This window comes from Anabaena subtropica FACHB-260, assembly GCF_014697105.1.
Taxonomy (GTDB): Bacteria; Cyanobacteriota; Cyanobacteriia; order Cyanobacteriales; family Nostocaceae; genus Trichormus; species Trichormus subtropicus.
The window spans coordinates 41,981-66,020 of the sequence record NZ_JACJRF010000004.1 but is presented as its reverse complement, the minus strand read 5'-3'; the positions used below and the strand labels follow the sequence as shown (position 1 = coordinate 66,020).

The window sequence follows — 24,040 nt, the reverse complement described above, 5'->3', positions numbered from 1 at the left end:
TTACTTAACTACAGGGAATCTCTTATGGCTCTCCGTCTTGGTGATACAGTACCCAACTTTACGCAAGCGTCTACACACGGCGACATAGATTTTTACACATGGGCTGGTGACAGCTGGGTTGTGCTGTTTTCTCACCCTGCTGACTTTACCCCAGTCTGCACAACAGAATTAGGAACAGTTGCTAAACTGAAACCAGAATTTGACAAGCGCAACGTCAAAGCGATCGCTCTCAGCGTTGATGATGTAGAATCTCACAACGGCTGGGTAGGCGACATCGAAGAAACCCAAAGCACCAGCCTCAACTATCCTATTTTGGCAGATGCAGATCGTAAAGTTTCCGATCTTTACGACATGATTCATCCCAATGCCAATGCAACCTTAACAGTACGTTCCGTATTCGTTATTGATCCCAGCAAAAAACTCCGTCTCAGCTTCACCTATCCCCCCAGCACCGGACGCAACTTTGATGAACTGTTGCGAGTAATCGATTCCTTGCAACTCACCGACAACTACAGCGTGGCTACTCCAGCCGACTGGAAAGACGGCGATGATTGCGTCATCGTACCATCTCTCAAAGACCCAGAAGTCTTGAAAGAAAAATTCCCCAAAGGCTACCAGGAAATTAAACCCTACTTGCGGATGACTCCCCAGCCTAACAAGTAATGATTGCTGAGTGAAAATAACTACTCAATATTGAGTAGATAAATTTCTAAGTCAGTTCGTTTAGAAGACGCAAAGATAAAGCTTTGCGTTTTTTTGTATCTACGTAAAAATGGAAAATAAAGTCAGATGTTGAACTATGATGCTGTCATCTTCTTTTGTGATCCAAATGCCGCCATCAATGCCAATGACAGACGAACAATTCTTTGATTTCTGTCAAGTAAATCGAGATTTACGCATTGAAATGAATCAATTCGGAGAAATTTCAATTATGCCGCCTACGGGTTCAGAAACAGGAAATCGTAACTTTAATGTAGCTTTACAGGTAGGAGTTTGGTCAGAAAAAGACGGTACAGGTATTTGTTTTGACTCCAGTACAGGCTTTACATTATCCACGGGTGCAAAACGCTCTCCTGATGCTTCCTGGATGAAATTAGAACGGTGGAATAGTCTCTCGCCTGGACAAAAACAAGGATTTGCGCCTATTTGTCCTGATTTTGTAATTGAACTGCGATCGCCAAGCGATAATCTCCAACCCCTGAAAGATAAAATGGCAGAATATATGAAAGAGCCAGGAATACAGTTAGGTTGGTTGATTGATCGCAAACACCGCCAAGTATATATTTATTGTCCTGGCAAACCAGAGGAATGTTTAGAAAATCCTGATACAGTAAGCGCAGATCCAATTTTACCGGGATTTTTTTTGAATATGTCTAAAATTTGGTAGTTATTCAGAAATATAAGCTATCGCTGATGGGTAAAATTATCTTAACTAAAATATTTATCCCTACACATCATACCCTTCAACCATATTTAGCAGTAGATAATACTGTATAAGCTTCATTTAACAAACGCATTTTTTCTTGCGCTTGTTTTTGCATCTGCGGTTGATTAACAAATAAATCAGGATGCCATTTTTTAACTAAAGTTTTATAAGCTTGTTTAATATCAGTAAACTCTGCGTCTTGTGGTAATCCTAAAATCTTGTACGCGCGAGCAATTTTATCTTTGTCTGTTTGATTTTGGGGGGGTTTAGATGCTTGGGTATTTTGAGTTGTCTGTTGCTTACCATTTTGATAACCAGGAGAACCCATTTGAGCTTTCATTCGTGCTATTTCCTCATCCATTTCCCAGTTACGAAACTTTGCTTCTAACTCTGCGGGATTGGGTGAAGGAGTCGTTTTTGGTGGTGGTGAATAAACTTGCTGTTTTGGAGGTTCAACTTTTCTTTCAGCAGTCTTAGTTCTATGTTCCTGTTGTGGTGGCTTAGGCGTGGCTTGGGGTGGACGGGTATAAATCCGTTCTTGCTGTTGAGTTTGACTAACTTTTGGTGTTTCTATATAAGGTTGATAGTTAGAAGAAATTTTGAATTTTTTCAACTCACTAATTAATTGATTAAATCCCTTTTGTAATCTTCTTAATTCTTCACGCTTTTTAGTAATTTCTAAAGATTCTGGACTAACTTTAAAGCAAATTACTTTTTCAGATTTACGTTCATATTCATCTAAGATTGATAAGCCTTGATTGCTGAGATGAGCAAAATACTCTTCAGTTGCAGAGATACAAAGTTTTGCAACTTGTTGATGATAGGATTCCTTAGCTAATTGATCATCTTGCTGCTGCACATTTTTGTTAAGTAAATAGGAAACACTCCCCACCACAGCCGCACCTACAGGCCCACCCAATAACCAACCTATACCACCACCGACAGCAATTGAACCGGGTTCACTCCAAGTATCACTATTATCAGACTTAGGTGGTAGTGTAATTATTGGTTCACTGGGTAGAGGAATTAATAAATCTTCTGGTCGTTCTTCTTGGAAAAATTCATAAGCTTGATATAGCCATTTCACCACAGCTATTTGTAAATCATTTAAGTCTTTTTTTAGTTTATTTATTTGCCAAGATTTAAAATTATTTTCTGCCAAAGCAACAGCAGCATCAGCTTGATATTTAGTAAGTAGATTAGGTAAAGATAAGAAATTTCGTAACTCGGTAATACTAGTAGAAAAACCTTGCCCAATTAAATTATGAGCTTTTTGTTTAATTGCCAATTTAGCGTTTTGTTTATCATCAATTAATCTAATTTCATTAACAAGTGGATCAATTTTATGTTTTAATATTAGCTGAATTTGGGATGCGATCGCCTCCACTCTGGGCAAGCGCACACTAACCCGATTTTTTTGTAAAATATCCACAACATTTTGCAAAGCCGTTTCAAAACCAGCTAACCCACTACTACTAGCCGCCCCTACATCGCCTTTTAACCTAGCGCGTAAAGCGGGTAACGCATCGACACGATATAAATTACTAAAACCCGGTGGTAACTCAGCCCGGAAACTTTCTGCAACAAACCTGAGCCGACTTTGTACTTGTTTTTGTTCCTCTGGCTCCAGTAAATTAATAAAATTAGCGACAAAAATAACAGTCTTAATCCCCCTATCTAATAGCCAATCGCGCAGATTTTCCCGTTCGCCCAAAGTCATCAACTTGCGTGCATCAAGTAACTGCACAACTAAATCTGCGCTCAACAACTGTTCCTTAACTAAATTATCCTGCTCCTCTCTATCATTAGTCCCAGGTAAATCGACAAACTCCACACCAGTTTCTAAAAACGGATGAGGACAAAAAACCTCTACAGAGGATACATCCTTTCGCATCTGTCTATTCCCATCCAGAATAGCGAACTGCTGTAAAACCTCCGTACCACTACGATACACTTCCGTACCATCTACCAACATGATACGCGATCGCACACTAGAACCATACTTCACTGCGATCGCCGCACCCGTAGTGGGAATTAAATCAATTGGTAAAGCCCGACTTCCCAAAACAGCATTCAACAAAGTAGATTTACCATGATTAAAAGGGCCAAAAACCGCAATCCGAAAGTTAGGATTATCTAAATAATTACAGACAGACACCACGTCTTGATTCAGTTTTGATGTCCTCTCCAAGCCTAACAAAGTAGACGCAGATTTCAGCCCATTCACTAAACTCCCATAACCTTCATACTGTTGCTGCATACTTCTCCTTTCTTCAACCTCTTCTCCCTACAAACGAAGAGAGAAGAAAAACTTCCTCTCTCTTATTTCACTCAGCGCGTTTAAAAATAATCCCCTTCCTCAGCCATAATAAGCCAACAAATTGCTATAAGCACCCTCAATCTTTTGCAATTGAGCAATCACATCCTCCTGCAAGTTTTTTAACCTTTTCAACTCACCTTCCCGATTAATTTCTCGTGTCTCTTTCTGCTTTAGTAAATTATCCAACTCCGATTTACGAGAAGTAATATCATCATTAATCCGCTTACTCACCTCCCTTTCATAAGCATCAAAACATTCCCTCACCGCATCATATACAGTTTGAGATTGTTCATGTGCTACCTGTGGGAGATATTTAACCAACTCTTTCTTAGCAGTTTTAACCAATTCCTTCCGCGCTTGGTCTGCTTGCAAAAAACCCACTCCCAAGCCAAGTAAAGCAAATCCAATGGGGCCGAGAAATACACCTGTAACAGCTGTGATAATTCCCCCAATTCCAACGACAGTGAAATAATTTAATAAAATATTTTTCCAGTCAAAACCAGCACCAGCTAAGGCTACACCAGCTAAGTTTCCACGAGACAAAGATAACAATCCCATTGCCCATTTTGCCCAACCAGGAGACTTATCATCTTCTGTAGTCGTCGTAGGATTAACTGTAACTTTTTTCCCTGTGAGTTTTTCTGTTATTTGGTCAGTAACTTGGCTATAGGATGCGCCATACTGCGCCGCACTGCGTGACAATTCTCTAAAGGCGACATTGATATCTTTTTCGGCGCTTAAAGTCCAAGCCGAAAACTTATCAGTAATGTATTGTTCAAAGGCTTTTTGTAGTGCAGCGTTAAATGCTTCCCGCTTACCAGTACTGAGGAAATCCAACAGATTTAACTCTGGTTGATAGCGTAAGAAATCACTTTCAAACGTATCTCCTAAGCCTAAAACATAGCTGCGAAAAGACTCAGATACTTTTCGCGCTTGGGTATCTCTAGTAGTGAAAATTTCCTTTTGAAATTGATCACGAATATTTGTGAGTTTGGTAAACTCTGGTTCAACAGAATCAATCCGTTTCTTTAATTCATCGACATCTTGATCTAATAATGGTAGCCTTCTCCCAATTGCTTCACGGGTATGGTTAACAGCTTGTCTAGCTAAAGTTCTGGCTTGTCGTAGTTCAGCGATCGCTCGTTCTCTGGTAAGAAAAGTATTAAGGGAACCCATAAACTCAGCAAAGCCAGTCCCGGTTAAATCTGCTTGGGGATTCTTCAACCGTCGTCGCAGTGCTTGAATTGATGACAGTTCAAACACCCTCTCATCATAAATATCTTGACCATCTACATAACAATATTCTGATAAATTGGCTTTAAATACTTGTCTTAGCCTGTCTTCAGATGCTTTTAATTCCTCCACGTCATCAGGATCAATCAATGATTCTTTTACTTGATCCCAAGCATTAATTAAGAAGAAGACTGATAAACCTCGACCTTTAATATAGTTTTCTAAATAGCGACGCTCTCCTAAAGTACAAGGCTGAGAAGCTCTCATGACAAATAAAATTGCATGACAGTTATTTACATATCCCAGAGATAATTCATTGCGGGCTTCCGTATCATTTAACCCAGGACTATCAACAATTTCAATGCCTTTTTCCAGTAAAGTTAAAGGATATTCCACAACTGCATAATCAACATCAGGAAAAGCTTGTTTTTTCTCTTGCTCTAACTTTTTAGCTTCGGCAGGATCAATTGTATATTTATATTTAAAGCTTTGAAAATCTAATATTTGTGGGCTTTTGCCATCATTAAAATGAATTGTAACTTTCTTTTCTGCTCCATAGCGTAAAACTGTTAAAACTGCCGTACAGGGGTTTACATCACTAGGTAATAAATTTTCTCCAATTAAAGCATTAAGAAATGTACTTTTACCTCGCTTCATATCGCCTAATACCAAGAGGCGAAATACACCTTTTTTCAGGTTCTTACTAGCTACAAAAATATCTTCTAAATCTCTTTCCAAACTGAGCTTACCTGATGATGTGTCTCCAGCTAATTCAGCTTGATTGATTGTCTCACCTAGTTTGTTTAAACAGACAGCAATTTCAGAACGTACTTGAGCCACACGTTCTAAATCTTGAATAAATTTGTCAGTTACTACTTGATTAACCACAATATTTACACCTTAGTTAAGATTATTTTTTTCGAGACGCAAAAAATAGCTGATAAGTTACCCATCCCAAAGCTGCAATCATAATTAATCCTGCCAATACTGAGGCAATTCTGACCGCAACTAACGCTGCTATACCCAGACCAAACAGCTTTGCACCCACAATCACTTTTTTCATCCAGGGTTTTTGTTCTGGTTGGTGCTTGACAGTTTTATGAAAATTTACATCGTTAGGAGAAATTTGTTGTTCTAGTTCCCGCAGTCGCAGCTCTACTTCTTTCTCCCGCAGTATTCGTTCTTTTTGCTCAAGTTCTTGATGGCGATCGCTTGGAGATGTCATTGATGTCCACCCCTGTGAGGATTTTAGTAATGATATTCGCACTGATGAAAATACTGTATATTAACTTACATATACTTGGGGCAACCACAGTAATACTACTACTTAGAATCCATAAACCCTCAATTTAACTTGTAAAAATAGATTCCACGAGCTAGATTTGCTTTTCGGAAATTTGGCTAAAATCTGATAGCAATGATCTATGGTTGCTTGGAGACTATCGCCTGACAATCTAGATTAAACGTATATCTTGCCACCACTATGAGCCACAATTTTTATATGCACCGAACTAAAGTTAAAACACAATGGATATTAAAAATGGCTTCATAGGCACTGTTGGCAATACACCACTGATTCGCTTAAACAGCTTCAGTGAAGAAACAGGATGTGAAATTCTCGGTAAAGCAGAATTTCTTAATCCTGGTGGTTCAGTCAAAGATCGCGCTGCACTTTACATCATCGAAGACGCAGAAGAAAAAGGCTTACTCAAACCAGGTGGAACCGTTGTAGAAGGAACTGCTGGTAATACTGGCATTGGATTAGCGCATATTTGCAATGCCAAAGGCTACAAATGCCTCATTATTATCCCCAACACCCAATCACAAGAAAAGATTGACGCACTCACAGCCTTGGGAGCCGAAGTCCGTCCCGTCCCGGCTGTACCTTACAAAGACCCAAACAACTACGTCAAGCTATCTGGTAGAGTTGCAGCTGAGTTAGACAATGCTATTTGGGCAAATCAGTTTGATAATTTAGCTAACCGCCGCGCTCACTACGAAACCACAGGTTCAGAAATATGGACACAAACAGATGGTAAAGTTGATGGCTGGGTAGCGGCAACTGGTACTGGCGGTACATTTGCAGGTGTAGCCATGTACCTTAAAGAACAAAATCCCGCAATTAAATGTGTTGTAGCCGATCCACTAGGTAGTGGACTGTATAGCTATATTAAAACAGGTGAAATCAAGATAGAAGGAAATTCTATCACTGAAGGTATTGGTAACAGTCGTATCACAGCTAATATGGAAGGCGCACCAGCTGATGATGCTATCCAAATAGATGACAAAGAAGCTTTGCGGGTAGTTTATCAACTATTGCGAAAAGATGGGTTGTTAATGGGTGGTTCAACGGGTATTAATGTAGCGGGTGCTGTGGCTTTAGCAAAGCAATTGGGGCCTGGTCATACTATCGTCACCATCCTATGTGATAGTGGTTCCCGCTATCAGTCACGCATATTTAACCGCGAATGGCTTGCGTCTAAGGGACTGTCGGTAGATTAGTCAATAGTCATTAGTTAATGGTCAATCATCAGCAGTCAATAGTGATTTTTGCTTTGGACTTGAGACTTTTGGCTATGAACTATGGATTAAATTTTTACAGGGTGGGAAAAATGACTCACGGCACGCAACCATCAAACTTGCCAATTACAAACAAATCATCTGATTCTAAATGTGTACGAATATGTCAAAATCGTACTTGTAAAAAGCAAGGTGCAAAACAAGTATTAGCAGCTTTTGAGGCTTTACCAGTTCCAGATGTAACGGTAACGGGTAGCAGTTGTTTAGGACAGTGTGGAAACGGGCCGATGGTGCTTGTTTTGCCAGATATGGTTTGGTATGGCGGTGTAAAACCTCGTGAAGTACCTCTATTGGTAGAACAACACTTGATAAATGGTCAAAAGGTCAAGCAGATGCTTTATTATCGGTTTCATCCCCAGGGATAATACCAATTCAAAATTCAAAATTTGGTATTGCTGAATCAAGGGATGATTCTTGTGGGGTGGGCATCCTGTCAACCCAAAAATATGAGGGGCGAAAGGCAAGATGCCTATTCCACAAAACCAGTAAAATCATCCCGCAATTATGCAACACCCAAAATTCAAATATTAGGGGTTTCAGATGTAAATCTGTTTCCTTGTTTGAAAGAATTGGTATACAGATAATTCAAAATAAATAGGTCTGCACTATTTTTGACTGAAGCGAGGCATCCGATGGATATTCAGGAGCTGCGTCAATCCTTGAAAATGAAATGGCTGAGTTATTACGAGCAAAATCGTTCTTGGTTGGCCAAAATGAGGGTTTGGGCTACTTATAATGGACTGCGGCGACCTTCGTCTGGATTCATTTTGGCAACGCTATCTGTTTTAGAGCCACAGTTTGAGCAAATACTTGGTTTTATTATGGAACTGAATAATGATCCCGATGAAATTGTTGCTGCTTTGGGTCTAAATTTCAATCCCGATGCTGAGTTAGGTTTAACAACACCAAGTAGCAACCAAAAAAAACAGCAGATAGAAAGCAAACCCACCCTATCGAACGGATTGGTTCCCAATACCCACCACTGGGAAAGTCAACCTGTTTTGTCACTTGTGCAGAACCCTGTGCATTTGGGTGCAGAAACTAGGAAAGTTGATGTTACACATGAAGCTGAACCTACAAACTTCGCTGCGGGAAATGGTAGCCAAGCGATAGGCTTCAACTTATCGGAGGTGAACGCAATTACTCCCAAAGGTAATCATACACATTCCCAATCTCACCGATGGTCTCCGACCAACCACAGGTCATCGCCATCTGTGACTGTGGAGGTTCCCAACAAAACTAAACCCCTACCATCCTTCAGATTGGCTTTGGCTACGGAAACTCACCATAATGGTAAGACGTTGAGAGTATTGGAAATTACAACTAAGGTTCCTAGTCAGTCAAAAACTTTAGCATTACCAACATTAACCAGAGAAGTTACCCAAAACAGACGAGATGTAGATAAACAAACGCCAGCACCTGCCAACAAAGTTAAGTCATCACCTAGTAGTAATGCCAGTAGTCTGGCTTCTTGGGTGGATGAATTTTGTCAGGGTACTGGCTGTAATCAAGATGAAGCTATTTCCATACATCACTGATTAGTCTTTCAATGCTAAAACTTTGGTAGTTTCCGGTTGTAGTAATCCATTCAATAGGGATGCAGGACGTTGACCATAAGGCCAAGCAAAGGCATGGCGGAAAGCTGCATCCTGACAAGCTTGCAACTGTTCAAAGTTGATAATGTCGTAGGTTAAGAGATTTTCATACTCAAAGGGCAAACGTACATTATGCAGTCCAGCGTTATCAGTACAAATGGCAATATCTACGCCAGCATCAAAACATCGGTCAAATACTAACTTGAGTTGGCGGATGTCTTGTAATGTGCCGGTTTTGATGTAGGTTGTCGGGCAAACCTCCAAACATTGACCACGCCTAGCTACATCTGGCAGTAACTCTGGGTATAAGAGGGGAATTTGGATACCGTGACCAATCCGCTTTAGGTAAGGTAACAGTTGGGGGTAACAACCAACCGGGGTTTCATAAAAGTGTCCGGTGGTGTTTATGCCTAGCGATTGCGCATACTCATATAAGCTAATCCATTCTGCCAGGCGCTCGGCGTAATGGCTATCACCCCCAGCTACATCTATCCCACAAACATAATGTTTGTTTTGCGCCGCCAAATCAATAATTGCCCTATTTACCTCATAAGGTAGGCGTGTGTGCATACACAAAATTTGGCTAGTCACAATGGGATATTCTGGCTGGCTACTAGCTTCCCCTACAACTTTGATGATTTCCGCCATCTTGTCAATTCTTTGGGACTGACTCAGATGTTCTGGTGTGCGTAAGTAAGGGGTGTAGCGCAGTTCCAAATAAGCCAAATTTTCAAAAATGTAAGCACCGCGCACCAGACGATAAATAAAGTAAGGTAGGGTATCTACGGTTTGCACGCTTTCCACGAGAGTGTGCAGTTCTAAATATTCATCTAAGGTATTGCGGGGACGTGTGTAAAAGTCTTCAAACTCTGGGTACTCCGCAAAACGGGAAATCAACTCTGATGAGTGTCGCTCAAAATAGCGCCACAAGACACGGGGGACAACGGAACCACCCAAGTGTCTATGTAGTTCTGCATATAAAGCCATAATGTTACTTTTTTATAAAAAGTTCAATAATATTAACAAAATTACCGAGGGAAAAAATCTATACCTTTAGGAAGATTGTGTAAATTTACTGTTAATTACTAGTATGGACAGAATTAATTGTCTGTACTAACTCTTTAGCTGTGCAGGGTTTGGATAAAAATGCCTTCACTCCCATCTTAGCAATTGCGCCCTCATGGGATTCTGATAAAAGTCCACTAATGGCAATAATTTTGACCAGGGGATTAATTTGTTGTAATTTACGGATAGCGATCGCTCCATCCATCGATGGCATCATCATATCTAGCAACACTACACTAATTTGCTCTTGATGTTGTGTATAAATTGCTAGTGCTTCTTTTCCGTCACTAGCTGTTAGTACTTGGTAATTATATGCTTCTAGAGAGGATTTAGTAATTTCGCGGATAATAGCTTCATCATCTACTACCAAAATTAATTCCGCATTACCTGTAGGTGATTCTATCTCTACATAATTAACTGACTGGATGTTAGAGACTAAAGCAGGCAAATACACTTGAAATTGTGTGCCTTTGCCTTCTTCACTCTGCACGTTGATAAAACCACCGTGATTATCAATAATACTCGAAGCCGTAGACAGTCCTAAACCTGTACCGTGGCCTACTTCTTTTGTAGAAAAGAATGGCTCAAAAATTTGCTGTTGAATTTTGGCTGGTATACCTAAACCCGTATCTTCTATACATAAAGTAATATGATGTCCACCCTGGGGCGTAAGCACGACATTATCAGCCGTTATTCTTAATATCCCACCATGAGGCATGGCATCGCGGGCATTAAGAACAAGATTCATCAATACCTGATGTAATTGTGTTGTATCTCCTGATACATACCACAGATTTTCGGGAATATTTGTCTGGCAAATAATCGATTTGGGAAATGTTTGCTGGACAATTTGTTCAATTTCTGATAATAACTGTCTGACTTGCACAATTGTCTTTTTACCTTCAATACCCCGTGCAAAAGACAATACTTGCTTAAGCAAATTTGCACCACGCTTGACATTACCTTCTAAAGTGTTCAGCACTTTTTGCATCTGCCTATCGTGGGATTTCATCTGTAAGAGCTGAACCGCCATTAAAATGGGAGAGAGTATATTGTTCAGGTCATGGGCAATACCACTTGCTAGTGTACCGATACTTTCGAGGCGTTGCGATCGCAATAACTGTGCATTCAGTGGTTTTTTGCTGGTAACTTCTGTATTCACACTCAGAATAGATTTTGGTTGTCCATCCTCATCTTTTACCAAAGTCCAGCGACTTTTAACGATGATTTCCTTTCCATTCTTGCTGAGTTGATGTAACTCTCCTTGCCACTCACCCTGATTGATGACAGTGGATAGTGCTTGTTCTAACTGGGGTGAGGTTGGCTGATACAGAAGTTCTGTAATATTTTTTCCTAAAATATCCTCATTTTTCCAGCCATACAAAGATTCTGCACCTTTATTCCAAAAAACAATTTTATTCTGAATATTACTTACTAAAATTGCATCACTTACTACATCTAAAATTGCAGCTTGTTCACGAATTTTCTGTTCTGCCTGCTGAATATTGGTAATATGACGCTGTAGTAAGTTATAAAAATAGGTTAGCAATAGCACATTCACAAAAGCAGCTAGACAAAATATGGCAAGAGTTTTGTGTTCTGATATGTAAATACATGACTGATTTTCCATCAATTTTGTAGTATGACTGTAAGTAATTACAGTATTTGTCAATAAAACTACCAGTGCCAAGATAAATACTGCTTTCAGCTTGTGAATAACAGGAAATTTCACCATGCGATCGCCCTTAATGCAAATGCCTCCAGTTAGTGAGAATTAAAAATTACAGTCCAAAAATTCAGCAGTTTAATAATCACAGCAATTTTTCGCTAACTGTAATTATTTACAACTACGCAGACGCAATAACAGCATTAAAGGTTCTTTTTATTTAAAAGATAGCTTAATAGCAGTTTGGACAGGTTTGCAACTGTTATTTAAACTATTTTTCGTCAAAATTCTTTTCTTGAGTGTTTTTTTAAACCTCACCAATTCATCTACTTACGCATCTCACCGGGGAACAGTAGTTTTTCACTCTTCCCTATGTGTCTATGCGGTGAGGTAGTTCACACAATTTTGTCTAAACTATAAATTAGTCCAACTTTTTATTTTTAAAACCAAGCTTTTAGCTACTTTTTGAAGCATTTTTTCACAAAAATTAATGAAATATCCGTTGAATAATGAACAGGCGAGGCTTGCTGCTTTACGCCGATATCAAATTCTGGATACTGAACCAGAAGAAGTTTATGACAATCTGGCTCGGTTAGCCGCCTTTATTTGTGGTACACCCATAGCTTTGGTCAATTTTATTGATGAAAATCGCCAGTGGTTTAAGGCAAAACTAGGTATAGATGTACCAGAAATGCCCCGTAATGTGGGTTTATCGTACCTTTGCATAGAAAAGCAAGGTGTTGTAGTCATTCCTGATACATTAGCTGACGATCGCTTCATTAATAACCCAGTCGTCACATCTTATCCTCATGCACGATTTTATGCAGGTGTGCCACTGATGACACCAGAAGGGCATTTTTTAGGAACCCTCTGTGTAATTGACAAAGTGCCAAAAGAACTAACTCAAGCCCAAATTGATGCGTTGGTAGCTTTAAGCCGCCTAGTAATCAGCCAGTTGGAACTGAGACGTAATGTAGCCGATGTAGCTCGGATTAGCGAACAGTTAATAAATCACGAGCAAGCAGTGCGTATACAGTCGGAGGCTACAAGGGTTCAGATTACCAATATACTGGAAAGTATTACTGATGCGTTTTTTGCCATAGATCATGAGTGGCGATTTACCTACGTTAATAATCAAGCAGCCAAGCTATTACAAAAAAGCCAAGATGAACTTTTAGGTAAAAATATCTGGGAAGTGTTTTTAGATACAGGTGATACTTTATTCTACCGTGAGACGCGCAGAGCGATCGCGCAAAAAATTAGTGTAGAGTTTGAAGAGTTTTATCCCCCGCTTAACAAATGGTTTGCAGTTCACGCCTATCCAAGTAAAGAGGGCTTATCAGTCTATTTCCAAGACATTAGCGAACGTCGCCACACAGCCTCCGCACTGCGTGAGAGTGAAGAACGTTGGCAGTTGGCGCTCAATGGTAACAATGATGGGATTTGGGATTGGAACGTCAAGACGAATGAGGTCTTTTTCTCCCAGCGTTGGAAACAAATGCTGGGGTATGAAGATCAAGAAATTGCTAACCACATTGACGAATGGTCAAAGCGGGTGCATCCCGATGATTTAGATTGGGTAATGCAAGCGATGCAAGACCATTTTGTCCAAAAAACTCCGTATTATGTGACTGAACATCGCGTATTGTGCAAAGATGGCAGTTATAAATGGATTTTGGATAGAGGTCAGGCGCTTTGGGATGAAACAGGTAATGTATTGCGAATGGTAGGTTCCCATACAGATATTACTGAACGCAAACGGACAGAAGAAGAATTAAGAAGGCAGATTTTGCGATCGCAACTATTCGCCGAAATCACCCTCAAAATTCGGGAAACCCTCGAAATCGAAGGGATTCTGCAAACATCGGTGAATGAGGTGCAGAAACTTTTGCAAGCCGACCGAGTAGTGATTTTCCGATTGTGGGCTGATGGTTCGGGAATAGTCGTACAGGAGGCTGTTCTACCTGGCTGGCCTGTAGTTTTGGGAAAGGAGATCCTTGACCCATGTTTTCAGCAAGACTACGTAGACAAATATCGCCAAGGCAGAGTCAGCGCCATCTTTGATATTGCTAAAGCAGACATTCAAGACTGTCATCGGCAATTTTTACAACAATTCGGAGTTAAAGCTAACCTCGTAGTCCCCATTCTCAATCGAGATGGGATTTGGGGCTTACTCATTGCCCATCAGTGTGCTACTCCCCGCCATTGGAATAACTTTGAGTTGGAACTGTTGCAACAACTAGCCAACCAAATTGGTATAGCTTTATCCCAAGGACAGTTATTGGAAATACAAACAAAGCAAAGTCAAGAACTAGCTCGTTCTAATACCGAACTAGAAAATTTTGCTTACGTAGCTTCCCACGATTTGCAAGAACCCTTACGGATGGTGACTAGTTATTTACAGTTATTAGAGAGGAGATACAAAAATCAACTAGACAGCAACGCCGAACAGTTTATAACTTATGCCGTCGATGGCGCAAGGCGGATGCAGACCTTAATTAACGACTTGTTGAATTACTCACGAGTTACTACCCGTGGACAGCCATTTGTCCTAGTTGACTGTGGTGTTATTTTACAGCGAGCGATCGCTAACCTCAAAATAGCGATCGAAGAATCTGGTGCAGTCATCACCCATGACCCTTTACCCACAGTCATGGCAGACCCTACCCAGCTAACCCAAGTTTTTCAAAATCTCATCGCCAACGCCATCAAATTTCGCCAAGAAGCACCACCAAGGATTCATATTGGACTAGTTGAAGAGTCAGGGGGCAGGGGGCAGGGGGCAGGGGTCAGGGGGCAGGAGGAGGAAAAACATGATTTCTCTCTCACTCGCTCTACTTCCTCATCGTCTCCCACTCTCCAAACAACATGGCTATTTTCAGTCCGCGACAATGGCATCGGTATCGAGCCCCAATATGCCGAACGCATATTTGTCATTTTCCAACGCCTGCATGGTAGAAGTAAATACCCAGGTACAGGTATTGGTTTAGCAATTTGTAAGAAAATAATAGAACGCCACGGTGGTCATATCTGGGTGGAGTCGGAACTGGGTCAAGGCTCGACTTTCTACTTCACTATTCCAGAACAAGTAGGGAAACAATCGTGAATACCACAACAGGGATTATGCCAATTGAGGTTTTGTTGGTAGAAGATAACCCAGGGGATGCTGAACTTACCCGTATTGCTTTAGAGGATAGCAAAATCTCCATCAACCTCAATGTAGTTGAAGATGGGGTAGAAGCAATGGCATTTCTGAGAAAACTGGATAGATACACCAATGTACCTCATCCAGATATAGTTTTGCTGGATTTAAACCTGCCTAGAAAAGATGGGCGGGAAGTATTGGCAGAAATTAAAACGGATGTTCATCTCAAACGCATCCCGGTAGTTGTGCTGACAACCTCCCAAGCAGAAGAAGACATCCTCAAAGCGTATAACTTAGCGGCTAATTGTTACATAACTAAGCCAGTTGACTTTGATCAGTTCGTTAGAATTGTACAATCTATAGAAAACTTTTGGTTTGCGATCGTTAAGCTGCCACCGGAGTAAAGGCAATGGCAGATGAAATTATTAAAGTCTTATTAGTAGAAGACAATCCTGGTGATGTTTTTTTAATTCAAGAGTTAATCAGAGAGGTACATTCAGCAAAGGTAGAGTTACAGCCAGTTGAGCGACTATCCGAAGCATTGGAAACTTTAGCCACCCATACCTCCTGCGGCTCGCATTTTGATGTCATGCTACTAGACCTTTCCTTACCTGATAGCCAAGGTTTGGATACCTTTATTAGAGCCAATCGTGAAACAACAGTCATTCCCATCATTGTACTCACAGGTATAGATGATGAAAATTTAGCACTACGAGCTATGCAAGAAGGAGCGCAGGATTATTTAGTCAAAGGACAAGTAACAGGCGACTTATTAGTACGTTCCATACGTTATGCCATAGAACGCCAAAGAGTAGAGGAAGCACTGCGCCATAGTGAGGAACGGTTTCGGGTTGCGTTGAAAAACTCTCCTATTTTCGTTTTTAACCAAGATAGAGACTTACGTTATACCTGGATTTATAACCCAATTGCTGGGTGGAAAATTGACGAAATGCTGGGCAAACAAGACTCTGAAATTATGTCAGAGCAAGATGCCCAATGTCTCACTGCCATCAAATATCATGTGTTAGCCACAGGCATGGGTAATCGTCAAGTGGTATCGATAAGAACTCCTCAAGGTACAAGATATTATGATTTAACCGTCGAACCATTACGGAATGAATCCCAAGAAATTGTTGGCATAACTTGCGCCTGTATTGATATTAGTGAGCGTAAACTAGCAGAAGCCAAAATCCGCGAACAAGCAGCCTTGTTAGACATCACCACAGATGCTATATGCGTGCGTGATTTAGATAATAAAATTCTCTTTTGGAATAAAGGTGCTGAAAATCTCTACGGCTGGCAAGCTCATGAGGTGATAAGTAAAAATGCTAGTGAACTTTTCTTTCGTGAACCTTCTCAAGAAGTCGAAGCAGCTTTATTAAACGTTATCTCTCAAGGTAATTGGCAAGGAGAATTAAGCAAAGTTACCAAAACTGGTAAGGAAATTGTGGTGGCTAGTCGCTGGAGTTTAGTATCTGATGAACAGGGACGACCAAAATCAATTCTCTCTGTAGATACAGATATTACACAGAAAAAACATTTAGAAGCTCAGTTATTTCGTACCCAGCGCCTAGAAAGTATCGGGACTTTAGCAAGTGGCATTGCTCATGATTTGAATAATATTTTGACACCAATTTTGGCAGGAGCGCAATTACTACCACTCAAATTCCCTGACGCAGATGAACGCACTCAGCATCTGTTAGAGATTTTAGAAATCAATGCTAAACGTGGTGCTGATTTAGTCAAACAAGTGCTGTCCTTTGCCAGAGGTGTAGAAGGGAAGCGCATCACTTTACAACTCAAGCATTTAATCGTTGAAGTTGCCAAAATTTTAAAAGAGACATTTCCCAAATCCATCGAAGTTTCTACAGATGTACCAAACAACTTATGGATGGTGTCTGGAGACAGTACCCAACTCCATCAAGTGCTGATGAATCTCTGTGTGAATGCCCGTGATGCTATGCCTAACGGTGGTAAGATGACAATCTCTGCGGAAAATCTCTTGATTGATGAAAACTACGCTCGCATGAACTTGGAAGCCAAACAAGGCTCCTACATCATGGTTACAGTGGCGGATACAGGAGTTGGTATTTCTCAGGAAAACTTAGATAGAATTTTTGAACCATTTTTTACCACCAAAGCCGTAGGACAAGGTACAGGTTTAGGACTTTCCACCGTTTTAGGAATTGTTAAAAGTCATGGCGGTTTTGTCAACGTCTATAGTGAAGAAGGACGTGGCACTACCTTTAAAGTTTACTTGCCGGCTGTTGCAGGCTCAGAAACACCCACCGCAGATAATTTACTACTGCCTCCAGGTCGGGGAGAATTAATTTTGATTGTTGATGATGAACCCGCAATTCGAGATATTACGAAAACATCCTTAGAAACTCACCAGTATCAGGCTTTAGTTGCTGGTGATGGTGTCGAGGCGATCGCTCTCTATGCCAAAAATGCAGATAAAATTAGTGCTGTACTGGTGGATATTATGTTACCCGTACTAGATGGGTTGACCACTATTCGTACCCTAAAAAAAATTAATCCTCATGTCAAAATTATTGCTACTAGTGGACTAATCTCCAAAAATAAGTTAAGCGAAATAGTCAACACAGGCGCTAACTCATTTTTAGCTAAACCTTACACCGTCAATGAGTTGTTATTGGCATTGCACGAAGTGATGATTTAGTCACCATCACTGCTGATTTACCCCCACTCTCTACTCCTGACAAGTGTAGGTTTAATAAATTCCCAATTCTTAGGGACTTCCAACTAAAAAAATATTCCATCGCTTTGTAGGCAGGGAGCAGGGAGCAGGGGGATACAGAATAATGTAGCCTGAGTAAATGGGATAATTTATTTTTGAATTGTTAATTTCTGGAAGTCCCTTGTTAGGGTACTTCAATCGGAATTAAAGTATCCTCTGGTAAGTATTTACTAAAACGCCCTTCATCCGCTAACACAACAATCATCCGCAAAGGATAATCTGGTGGAACTTGTAAATCAGCCCAAGGAATTGCTACTTCCAAACAATTTTCTAAAGCTACTTGAGCGCGACTAACACGGGGATGCCATTGATAATGTTCGGCTGCTTCCCGAAACTGGATTGATTGGGTCAGTAAGTTAATTTCCAAATGATGATGGAATAGATAATTGAGTGGGTCTGTATCCGGCACATCTGCCAAAGGAATCGGGCTGTTGTGCATTGTTTTGTCTGGATAGAACCACAACAAGTTTAACTCTGGGGGTAAACCTTGTCCTGGTGTAACACCGCTTTTAAAGTCCAACCTCAAATAAAAATTCAAGTGATCTACCCCATACCACAATCGCTGAACGATGCTGCTGTTGTGCATCGTCCCTCGCGCCCCACCAATTTCTATCCGTCCGGCTTTGTCCCAGTCTTGTTCGTCACCTTTACCATCAATCACCGGATGTATAAATCCTTCGGGGGAATGGTCTGTTCTTGCTGCATGAACTTCTAAGGGTTGCTTGAGATAGGCGGGTATAGGTTCGTTCAAGGCTTTGTAGATACCGCACAAATGTTCTCGAAACAATTGGTCAAAAATGGCATCCTGATTTGAGGAGTGTCCTTCCCCAAACCACCAAAACCAATCTGAACCTTCAGCAGCATACAAAGCTTCCCAGGCTTCAGGGTTATTTTCTTCCGTAGCTTCTGGATGGTTTGCCAGCATGATTCTCGCTTCTGTGAGGTAATCCCAAGCGCGATTTTTGACGGGATCACCAATCCAGGTAGTAAAACTGCCATCGACCCAAGAACCGCTATGAAGCTTTTCGGCGGGAATAGTGGCTGTAGGGGGAAATTCTTGGATAAATTCGGAGACGGTGACAAGTTTAATATGGGGTTCGTTACTTAAATTTTGATATAAAGCTTCTAAAAATGGTTTGCCATCTTGGGGGTAAAACTCCCAGCAATTTTCGCCATCTAAAGCGATGGTGACTAACCAAGGCTGTTCACTGGGGCGTTCTCTTTGCATTCTGGCGATCGCTTGTAGGTGTCCCACCAGGTCTGCGGCTGCTTGTTTGGCTGGCATTGCCCCGTAGGTAAAGCCGATTAAATCTGATAATCTGTGGTCACGGAAGACAATTGCTAAATCTCCGGCTGGTGTGGTTAGGCGATAAGGGCGATATATTAGCTCTGGCTCCTGTACATTCCCTACTTCATCCCGATGGAAGAAATGTTTTAGTGTCCACCCCAAGACGGATTCATCTGAGCAAATCCACTGAAATCCTTGTTTAATAATATACGGTAATATAGCTGGGCTGACGGATTGTTCTGAAGGCCATAAACCTCTTGGTTCCTGCCCAAATCTTTCTCTATATAACTCCCAAGCTTTTTGTAAGTGACGAGGAATATCTTCTGCCCATTGGAATCGAGCCTCTGGCAAAGTCATATTTGCTACTGCTACTCGTCCAGAGTTGGTATCGGCTAATAAAGGTAAAATCGGGTGAGTGTAGGGTGTGGTGGTAACTTCTAGTTGCCCCAATTCCTGCATTTTCCGGTGTTGGGGGATAATACGGCTGAGAATATCACGTTGTTTGGAATAAATGCGCTGGCGATCGCCTAATGTAAAGTTACGCCCCTGCTCTAACCAAGCTGCAATTTCTGGGTCATTCCAAAACAGTGGATCTATCCATGCCAAGTTGTGCCAAGCCAGCAAATCACTGTAATCTGCTAACTGCCAATTCGCTAAACACCAACTCTTTCCTTTCTCTTGCCTTTGGTAATACAACTCGGCATAGCGGGGATGAGGATCAATTAAGGTATGGTGATTGGCATCAAAAAAGTGCTGGACGATAAACTCTCTTTGTTGCTGAGTCAATTGCTCATTAGGTGTCAGACTGGCAGTCAGGTAAGGGTCAAAAGCTGTACCAGCAATGTAATCTTCTAGTTGCAGAATTAAGGAAGGAACTAAATTTACCGTTTGGTGCAATTTGGGATACCTTTCCAAAAGTAACACCAAATCCAAATAATCCTTCGTACCATGTAAGCGTACCCAAGGCAGGCGATATTGCTGACTAGAAGCTGTTGCTAGGCTGCTACCAGGAGACTTATATAGTGGCTGATGTTGATGCCAGATAAAAGCAACGTAGAGTGGTTGAGTCATAGAGTCTTAGGGATTGGGTATTGGGTATTGAGTTTTGGGTTTTGGGTTTTGGGTTTTGGGAATTTGGGGATCGGAGATTAAATCCCTCTTCTCTGCTCTTTTACTTCCCTACTCCTCTGCTTCTTCCCAGCCCCCAATCCCCAGTCCCTAAATTACCTGTTCAACTTCGGCAATTTCAGGAATCATTTCCCGTAGACGGCGTTCAATACCCATTCTCAGGGTCATGGTAGAGCTAGGACAAGAACCACAAGCACCTTGTAAACGTAACTTAACAATAGGCCCATCAAGTTCTACAAGTTCCACGTTACCACCATCAGATATCAGGTAAGGGCGCATTTCATCTAAGACTGTCTCAACGTTGTCAATTGTTAATTCCATTGCTTGATACCTAGTAAGTTAACAAAGTATGTGGATATGGAGCATTGGACATTGGCTGTTCTTCCTATGCCTAATTTTTCACATCCCACTCAAAGTCTTATTTTGCAGCTTTATTAAATCGATCCTAGATCCAATTGTTGCCAAATTGTGTTTTCTTCTCAGTTGCTTGGTGCAATCGTCATGAACACATAATAATATCGCTATAGGTCACAATCCATAACTGTTTGCTGTTGAAGGTTGAGTATTTATCAAATATTCTATAAGTTATTGCTGATTTCTGGGCATCGATGACAGTTGAGTATTGATAGCTCACCCCATCGCTTATATATTTAACGAATAAGTAATGAGACAAAATTAATTACACCAGTTTTATCCTGTAACCTGTAACCTGTAACCGACTACTTACAATCTACGTCACTGTCGTTAGATGACAGCATCACTGGCTGTTGATATAAGGGTACGGTGAATGTGACTGTCGAACCAAGTCCTTCACCAAGACTGTAGAAATGTACCTCTCCACCCATAGTCTCTACAAGTTTCTGGGATATTGCCAGTCCTAAACCTGTACCACCGTACTGACGAGTGCGGGAACCATCGACTTGAGAGAATAATTGAAATAGTTTGTCTTGTTGGTCTAAAGAAACACCAATACCGGTATCAGCTATCCTGACTCTTACCATGCCAGGGAAATGCTGTTCTTGGAATTTCCCTTTTTTGAGTACGACATCCGCAGTGATGGTAATACCACCTTCGTGGGTAAATTTAATGGCATTATTGACTATGTTCAACATCACTTGCAGAAGCCGTTGGTAATTACCTTCGACTACTATTTCATCGGAAGTTGGTGGTAATTGCATCCGAAAAGTCAGGTTTTTGACTTCTGCTTGTGGGCGCATGAAGTTATCTACATCAGAGAATAGCTCTTCTAGCTTGACGGGAGCGCAAACTAGCTCCATTTTTCCTGCTTCAATTTTGGCTATATCTAAGATGTCGTTAATAATATTGAGCAGATGTAAAGATAAGTGATGGGCTTCAGATAAAAACTGATTCCTCTCTTCGGCATCGTCTGCCATTCCCTCTAAAATTAGCTTCAAAAAGCCAATCATACCATTTAAGGGAGTCCGGATTTCGTGGGAGACATTAGCGAGAAACTCACTTTTGAGGCGGGAAGCTTCTTCGGCTTTTTGTCGTGCTGCTTCTAATTCTTTGTATAAAGTAGCATGAGCGATCGCTGTTCCTAATTGATCTGCTACTTCTTTGGCTAGTTCTAGTTCAGCATTGGTGAGGGGATAACACTCATCCCGCAAGTTGATTGCTATCAAAGCATTGGCTTGGTCTTGATAACAGGTAGCTACTACGAGAATTTTTTGTTGTGGACAAAGATTATAGTCTGGAACCTCCATGATGATTGGTTCCAAGGTCGCCAAGGCTTGAGCAAACGCTGGTTCAGAGGTCACATCTATTTCCAACCCCAGCATAGATGCTCTGTCTGGTTGATGATATTCGGCGATTACTCGCACTTTTGAGCTGGAGGGCTGATAGGGGCAAATAATACAACGCTCTAGTCTGAGTGCTTTGCCTAGACTGTCAACTGTTTGCTGCCAAATTGCATCTAAATCTAACGTCCGGCGAATATTTCTGGTAATTTTATTTACCAGTCTTTGGTGTTGCTGCGATCGTGAAGCTAGGTCTATTTGTGTAGGTGTGGTAATTGCTACATTTAATTCTTGGTTATTGACTTTAACTTGTAATAACCTTCCCATAACTAAAACAGTAGTAGCAGCCGTTCCCAATGGCGGAATAATCGGACTGATAACCAATTCCAACTCAAATAAATTTTGATGACAACTAAACCAGAAGGGGAACTTTTCTGGAACTAGGTTGGTCATTACTTGATGTAATCTTTCCATGTAAGAAACTTTGTCCACTGGGGAAAAGATTTCTTGTCCATTGCTATCGGCTACTATTTGCTCTGGGTTGAACCCTAAAAGATCACTTTTCTGCCAATAAAAGGATAGGTAACGCCCTAGCCCATCTTGTACATATATCAACTCAGCACCGAGGGTTGCTAATAAGCCATCAGCCTTGTGGTTAATCGATTCCAGGTTTTGGGGAAATCTATTTGGTAATTGGGAATTGGCAGTAATAGTCATTACATCGAATCGAGTTGGATGGACAGATAGCAACTCACAACAGTTTCACTAAGGCTGGGCAAAGGTTGGCGTAAAATTTTACAGTTTATACATAATGAGTATTGCGTATTCTAACTGTTCTGGCATCTAGATTGACAAACTTTACATTTTATAGGCTTGTTCTTTACAGCCTATTCATGAAAGTCAATCATTCCATTCCCCACGCGGTGGAACTGGTACACGGTGTGGGCTACGCGTCAGTTCATCATCTCTGAGAGCTTCGCCTCTCAACCATTGACGAATCGCTACTTCAATTACTTTGCTAGGGTCGTTAGTTAGGTGCTGAATTTGCTCCAGTAACTCCGAATCCAAGTGGACAGCTATCTCTACCTTATCGGTTTGGCTTGATTCCGCATCGGTAGCTCTTTCTTTCATATTCATAGGTTTATATACTCAGAAACTGTCTTGTCACAAGCTTTGTAAAGCAGTTTTATTCACTGTTCGGGTTATTTTACTGACAAATATTAAAAGTTTATAGTTACATAGTTCCCCGAAATTTCACCAAACTAACAGCATCAGATAGCCAGTGGCAATTTTTCTAGAACTTTCTAGACATGAGGCTAGAAGTTTTGTCAGTAAATCAGAGATTCCGGGCAAATACGGGTGGTAATTGCCCATCCTATCTATACTATGTACTTATATATATTTATTGTACGCTTCAGTTTGATGAATACTAGCAGAGAAAAATAGACTTTATAGAGATTCTTAAAAAGTCTGTGAGTAATCTTTAAAATTGGGACTGGAGATTGGGGGTATATATAGCTTTAGTATTCCGTAGGATAGGAGTAAGAGGAGCAGGAAAGGCAGGGGGATTAGAGATAGGGCTGTTTGATTACCTGAGGGAAGGTTATTTACAAGCGTATCAACCAAAAATCGGATTTGCTCAGGAGTTAGCGATCGCCTCTCTTAAATTTGTGAACAGTTATCTCAAATAAGCCACGACACAAATTTGTTAGACCACAATATTAAATGTGTTGAAAACAAAACTAATCTGCCAACGCAGACAAATGTACACGTAAATACAGATCAACATTCTTTTGCGAAAGCCAGCAGTCGGATTTGAACCGACGACCTTCCGATTACAAGTCGGATGCACTACCACTGTGCTATGCTGGCATTGTGCAGTTGCCTTAATGCACTCACCGATTTTTAATTATATCACAATTAATTCATTTGTCTACCCCCAAAGCCTCTTAATTTGGTGCCGTGGATAAGAAGAGGCTGATAGACTACTTTCTTCACCTTGGGCGAGATGATGTGCTTAATAAAAATCGGTGATTTAAATCACTAAAAAAATGTTGATAAATTAATATTCATTGC

The 24,040-nt window shown here is 40.9% G+C and carries 17 protein-coding genes and 1 tRNA gene; 8 read left to right on the top strand and 10 right to left on the bottom strand.

The genetic code is table 11. The annotated features are described in order from the left end of the window. Positions 1-24 precede the first annotated feature (24 nt). Together H6G18_RS03485 and H6G18_RS03480 are read left to right on the top strand one after the other, a co-directional pair. Positions 25-663, top strand: coding sequence for a peroxiredoxin (locus H6G18_RS03485; protein WP_190405694.1), 639 nt, complete (start codon positions 25-27; stop codon positions 661-663). 139 nt (positions 664-802) lie between these two features. Further along, on the top strand, positions 803-1,387 hold the full coding sequence (locus tag H6G18_RS03480; RefSeq protein ID WP_190405819.1) for a Uma2 family endonuclease: 585 nt from the start codon (positions 803-805) through the stop codon (positions 1,385-1,387). A gap of 76 nt (positions 1,388-1,463) precedes the next feature. Here the strand turns inward: H6G18_RS03480 and H6G18_RS03475 are convergent, their stop codons facing one another. The 3 genes from H6G18_RS03475 to H6G18_RS03465 all read right to left on the bottom strand — a co-directional run bounded on the left by H6G18_RS03475 (position 1,464) and on the right by H6G18_RS03465 (position 6,204). After that, complete coding sequence (locus tag H6G18_RS03475) at positions 1,464-3,686, bottom strand: dynamin family protein (protein ID WP_190405693.1); 2,223 nt, start codon at positions 3,684-3,686, stop codon at positions 1,464-1,466. A 99-nt stretch (positions 3,687-3,785) separates the two neighbouring features. Continuing rightward, positions 3,786-5,867, bottom strand: coding sequence for a dynamin family protein (locus tag H6G18_RS03470; RefSeq protein ID WP_190405692.1), 2,082 nt, complete (start codon positions 5,865-5,867; stop codon positions 3,786-3,788). Positions 5,868-5,889: 22 nt separating this feature from the next. Then, a complete protein-coding gene (locus H6G18_RS03465; RefSeq protein ID WP_190405691.1) occupies positions 5,890-6,204 on the bottom strand; it encodes a hypothetical protein in 315 nt (104 codons plus the stop codon). 302 nt (positions 6,205-6,506) lie between these two features. On the opposite strand from H6G18_RS03465, the gene H6G18_RS03460 reads away from it, so the two are divergent. The 3 genes from H6G18_RS03460 to H6G18_RS03450 all read left to right on the top strand — a co-directional run bounded on the left by H6G18_RS03460 (position 6,507) and on the right by H6G18_RS03450 (position 9,097). Further along, positions 6,507-7,481 (top strand): cysteine synthase A, encoded by a 975-nt coding sequence (locus tag H6G18_RS03460; RefSeq protein WP_190405690.1) that lies wholly within the window; start codon positions 6,507-6,509, stop codon positions 7,479-7,481. Between the two features lie 110 nt (positions 7,482-7,591). Beyond that, the gene (locus H6G18_RS03455) at positions 7,592-7,924 is read left to right on the top strand and encodes a (2Fe-2S) ferredoxin domain-containing protein (RefSeq protein WP_190405689.1); all 333 of its coding nucleotides are present in this window, start codon (positions 7,592-7,594) and stop codon (positions 7,922-7,924) included. A gap of 267 nt (positions 7,925-8,191) precedes the next feature. Then, positions 8,192-9,097 carry a DUF5331 domain-containing protein gene (locus tag H6G18_RS03450; protein WP_190405688.1) on the top strand — a complete coding sequence of 302 codons (906 nt, stop codon included), beginning with the start codon at positions 8,192-8,194 and terminating at the stop codon, positions 9,095-9,097. Here H6G18_RS03450 and H6G18_RS03445 read toward each other — a convergent pair whose 3' ends face one another. Continuing rightward, positions 9,098-10,141 (bottom strand): adenosine deaminase, encoded by a 1,044-nt coding sequence (locus H6G18_RS03445; RefSeq protein WP_190405687.1) that lies wholly within the window; start codon positions 10,139-10,141, stop codon positions 9,098-9,100. A gap of 91 nt (positions 10,142-10,232) precedes the next feature. Next, positions 10,233-11,954 carry a hybrid sensor histidine kinase/response regulator gene (locus H6G18_RS03440; protein WP_190405686.1) on the bottom strand — a complete coding sequence of 574 codons (1,722 nt, stop codon included), beginning with the start codon at positions 11,952-11,954 and terminating at the stop codon, positions 10,233-10,235. A 421-nt stretch (positions 11,955-12,375) separates the two neighbouring features. Here H6G18_RS03440 and H6G18_RS03435 point away from each other — a divergent pair, with 421 nt between their 5' ends. Genes H6G18_RS03435 through H6G18_RS03425 form a run of 3 tightly spaced genes read left to right on the top strand, consistent with a single transcriptional unit; the run spans position 12,376 to position 17,713 of the window. Further along, the gene (locus H6G18_RS03435; RefSeq protein WP_190405685.1) at positions 12,376-14,991 is read left to right on the top strand and encodes a GAF domain-containing protein; all 2,616 of its coding nucleotides are present in this window, start codon (positions 12,376-12,378) and stop codon (positions 14,989-14,991) included. A gap of 17 nt (positions 14,992-15,008) precedes the next feature. Then, positions 15,009-15,434 carry a response regulator gene (locus H6G18_RS03430; protein WP_199311547.1) on the top strand — a complete coding sequence of 142 codons (426 nt, stop codon included), beginning with the start codon at positions 15,009-15,011 and terminating at the stop codon, positions 15,432-15,434. Positions 15,435-15,439: 5 nt separating this feature from the next. Continuing rightward, positions 15,440-17,713: a hybrid sensor histidine kinase/response regulator gene (locus tag H6G18_RS03425; protein WP_190405683.1), complete on the top strand. Its 2,274-nt coding sequence runs from the start codon at positions 15,440-15,442 to the stop codon at positions 17,711-17,713. A gap of 202 nt (positions 17,714-17,915) precedes the next feature. On the opposite strand, the gene H6G18_RS03420 is transcribed toward H6G18_RS03425, so the two are convergent. The 5 genes from H6G18_RS03420 to H6G18_RS03400 form a co-directional block, all read right to left on the bottom strand. Next, positions 17,916-20,150: a glycoside hydrolase gene (locus H6G18_RS03420; RefSeq protein ID WP_190405682.1), complete on the bottom strand. Its 2,235-nt coding sequence runs from the start codon at positions 20,148-20,150 to the stop codon at positions 17,916-17,918. 147 nt (positions 20,151-20,297) lie between these two features. Further along, positions 20,298-20,528 carry a NifU family protein gene (locus tag H6G18_RS03415; RefSeq protein ID WP_010995481.1) on the bottom strand — a complete coding sequence of 77 codons (231 nt, stop codon included), beginning with the start codon at positions 20,526-20,528 and terminating at the stop codon, positions 20,298-20,300. A gap of 398 nt (positions 20,529-20,926) precedes the next feature. Continuing rightward, positions 20,927-22,681: a sensor histidine kinase gene (locus tag H6G18_RS03410; protein ID WP_190405681.1), complete on the bottom strand. Its 1,755-nt coding sequence runs from the start codon at positions 22,679-22,681 to the stop codon at positions 20,927-20,929. A 183-nt stretch (positions 22,682-22,864) separates the two neighbouring features. Then, positions 22,865-23,101 carry a hypothetical protein gene (locus tag H6G18_RS03405; RefSeq protein ID WP_190405680.1) on the bottom strand — a complete coding sequence of 79 codons (237 nt, stop codon included), beginning with the start codon at positions 23,099-23,101 and terminating at the stop codon, positions 22,865-22,867. Positions 23,102-23,764: 663 nt separating this feature from the next. Continuing rightward, positions 23,765-23,836: transfer RNA gene (locus H6G18_RS03400), tRNA-Thr, on the bottom strand. Positions 23,837-24,040: the final 204 nt, after the last annotated feature.

Excerpts from the sequence above, each read along its gene's own strand:
- H6G18_RS03425 (WP_190405683.1), top strand. The coding sequence starts at position 15,440 with ATGGCAGATGAAATTATTAAAGTCTTATTAGTAGAAGACAATCCTGGT.
- H6G18_RS03440 (WP_190405686.1), bottom strand. The coding sequence starts at position 11,954 with ATGGTGAAATTTCCTGTTATTCACAAGCTGAAAGCAGTATTTATCTTG.
- H6G18_RS03450 (WP_190405688.1), top strand. The coding sequence starts at position 8,192 with ATGGATATTCAGGAGCTGCGTCAATCCTTGAAAATGAAATGGCTGAGT.
- H6G18_RS03465 (WP_190405691.1), bottom strand. The coding sequence starts at position 6,204 with ATGACATCTCCAAGCGATCGCCATCAAGAACTTGAGCAAAAAGAACGA.
- H6G18_RS03485 (WP_190405694.1), top strand. The coding sequence starts at position 25 with ATGGCTCTCCGTCTTGGTGATACAGTACCCAACTTTACGCAAGCGTCT.
- H6G18_RS03455 (WP_190405689.1), top strand. The coding sequence starts at position 7,592 with ATGACTCACGGCACGCAACCATCAAACTTGCCAATTACAAACAAATCA.
- H6G18_RS03405 (WP_190405680.1), bottom strand. The coding sequence starts at position 23,101 with ATGAATATGAAAGAAAGAGCTACCGATGCGGAATCAAGCCAAACCGAT.
- H6G18_RS03435 (WP_190405685.1), top strand. The coding sequence starts at position 12,376 with ATGAAATATCCGTTGAATAATGAACAGGCGAGGCTTGCTGCTTTACGC.
- H6G18_RS03410 (WP_190405681.1), bottom strand. The coding sequence starts at position 22,681 with ATGACTATTACTGCCAATTCCCAATTACCAAATAGATTTCCCCAAAAC.
- H6G18_RS03475 (WP_190405693.1), bottom strand. The coding sequence starts at position 3,686 with ATGCAGCAACAGTATGAAGGTTATGGGAGTTTAGTGAATGGGCTGAAA.
- H6G18_RS03415 (WP_010995481.1), bottom strand. The coding sequence starts at position 20,528 with ATGGAATTAACAATTGACAACGTTGAGACAGTCTTAGATGAAATGCGC.
- H6G18_RS03420 (WP_190405682.1), bottom strand. The coding sequence starts at position 20,150 with ATGACTCAACCACTCTACGTTGCTTTTATCTGGCATCAACATCAGCCA.
- H6G18_RS03480 (WP_190405819.1), top strand. The coding sequence starts at position 803 with ATGCTGTCATCTTCTTTTGTGATCCAAATGCCGCCATCAATGCCAATG.
- H6G18_RS03430 (WP_199311547.1), top strand. The coding sequence starts at position 15,009 with ATGCCAATTGAGGTTTTGTTGGTAGAAGATAACCCAGGGGATGCTGAA.
- H6G18_RS03460 (WP_190405690.1), top strand. The coding sequence starts at position 6,507 with ATGGATATTAAAAATGGCTTCATAGGCACTGTTGGCAATACACCACTG.
- H6G18_RS03445 (WP_190405687.1), bottom strand. The coding sequence starts at position 10,141 with ATGGCTTTATATGCAGAACTACATAGACACTTGGGTGGTTCCGTTGTC.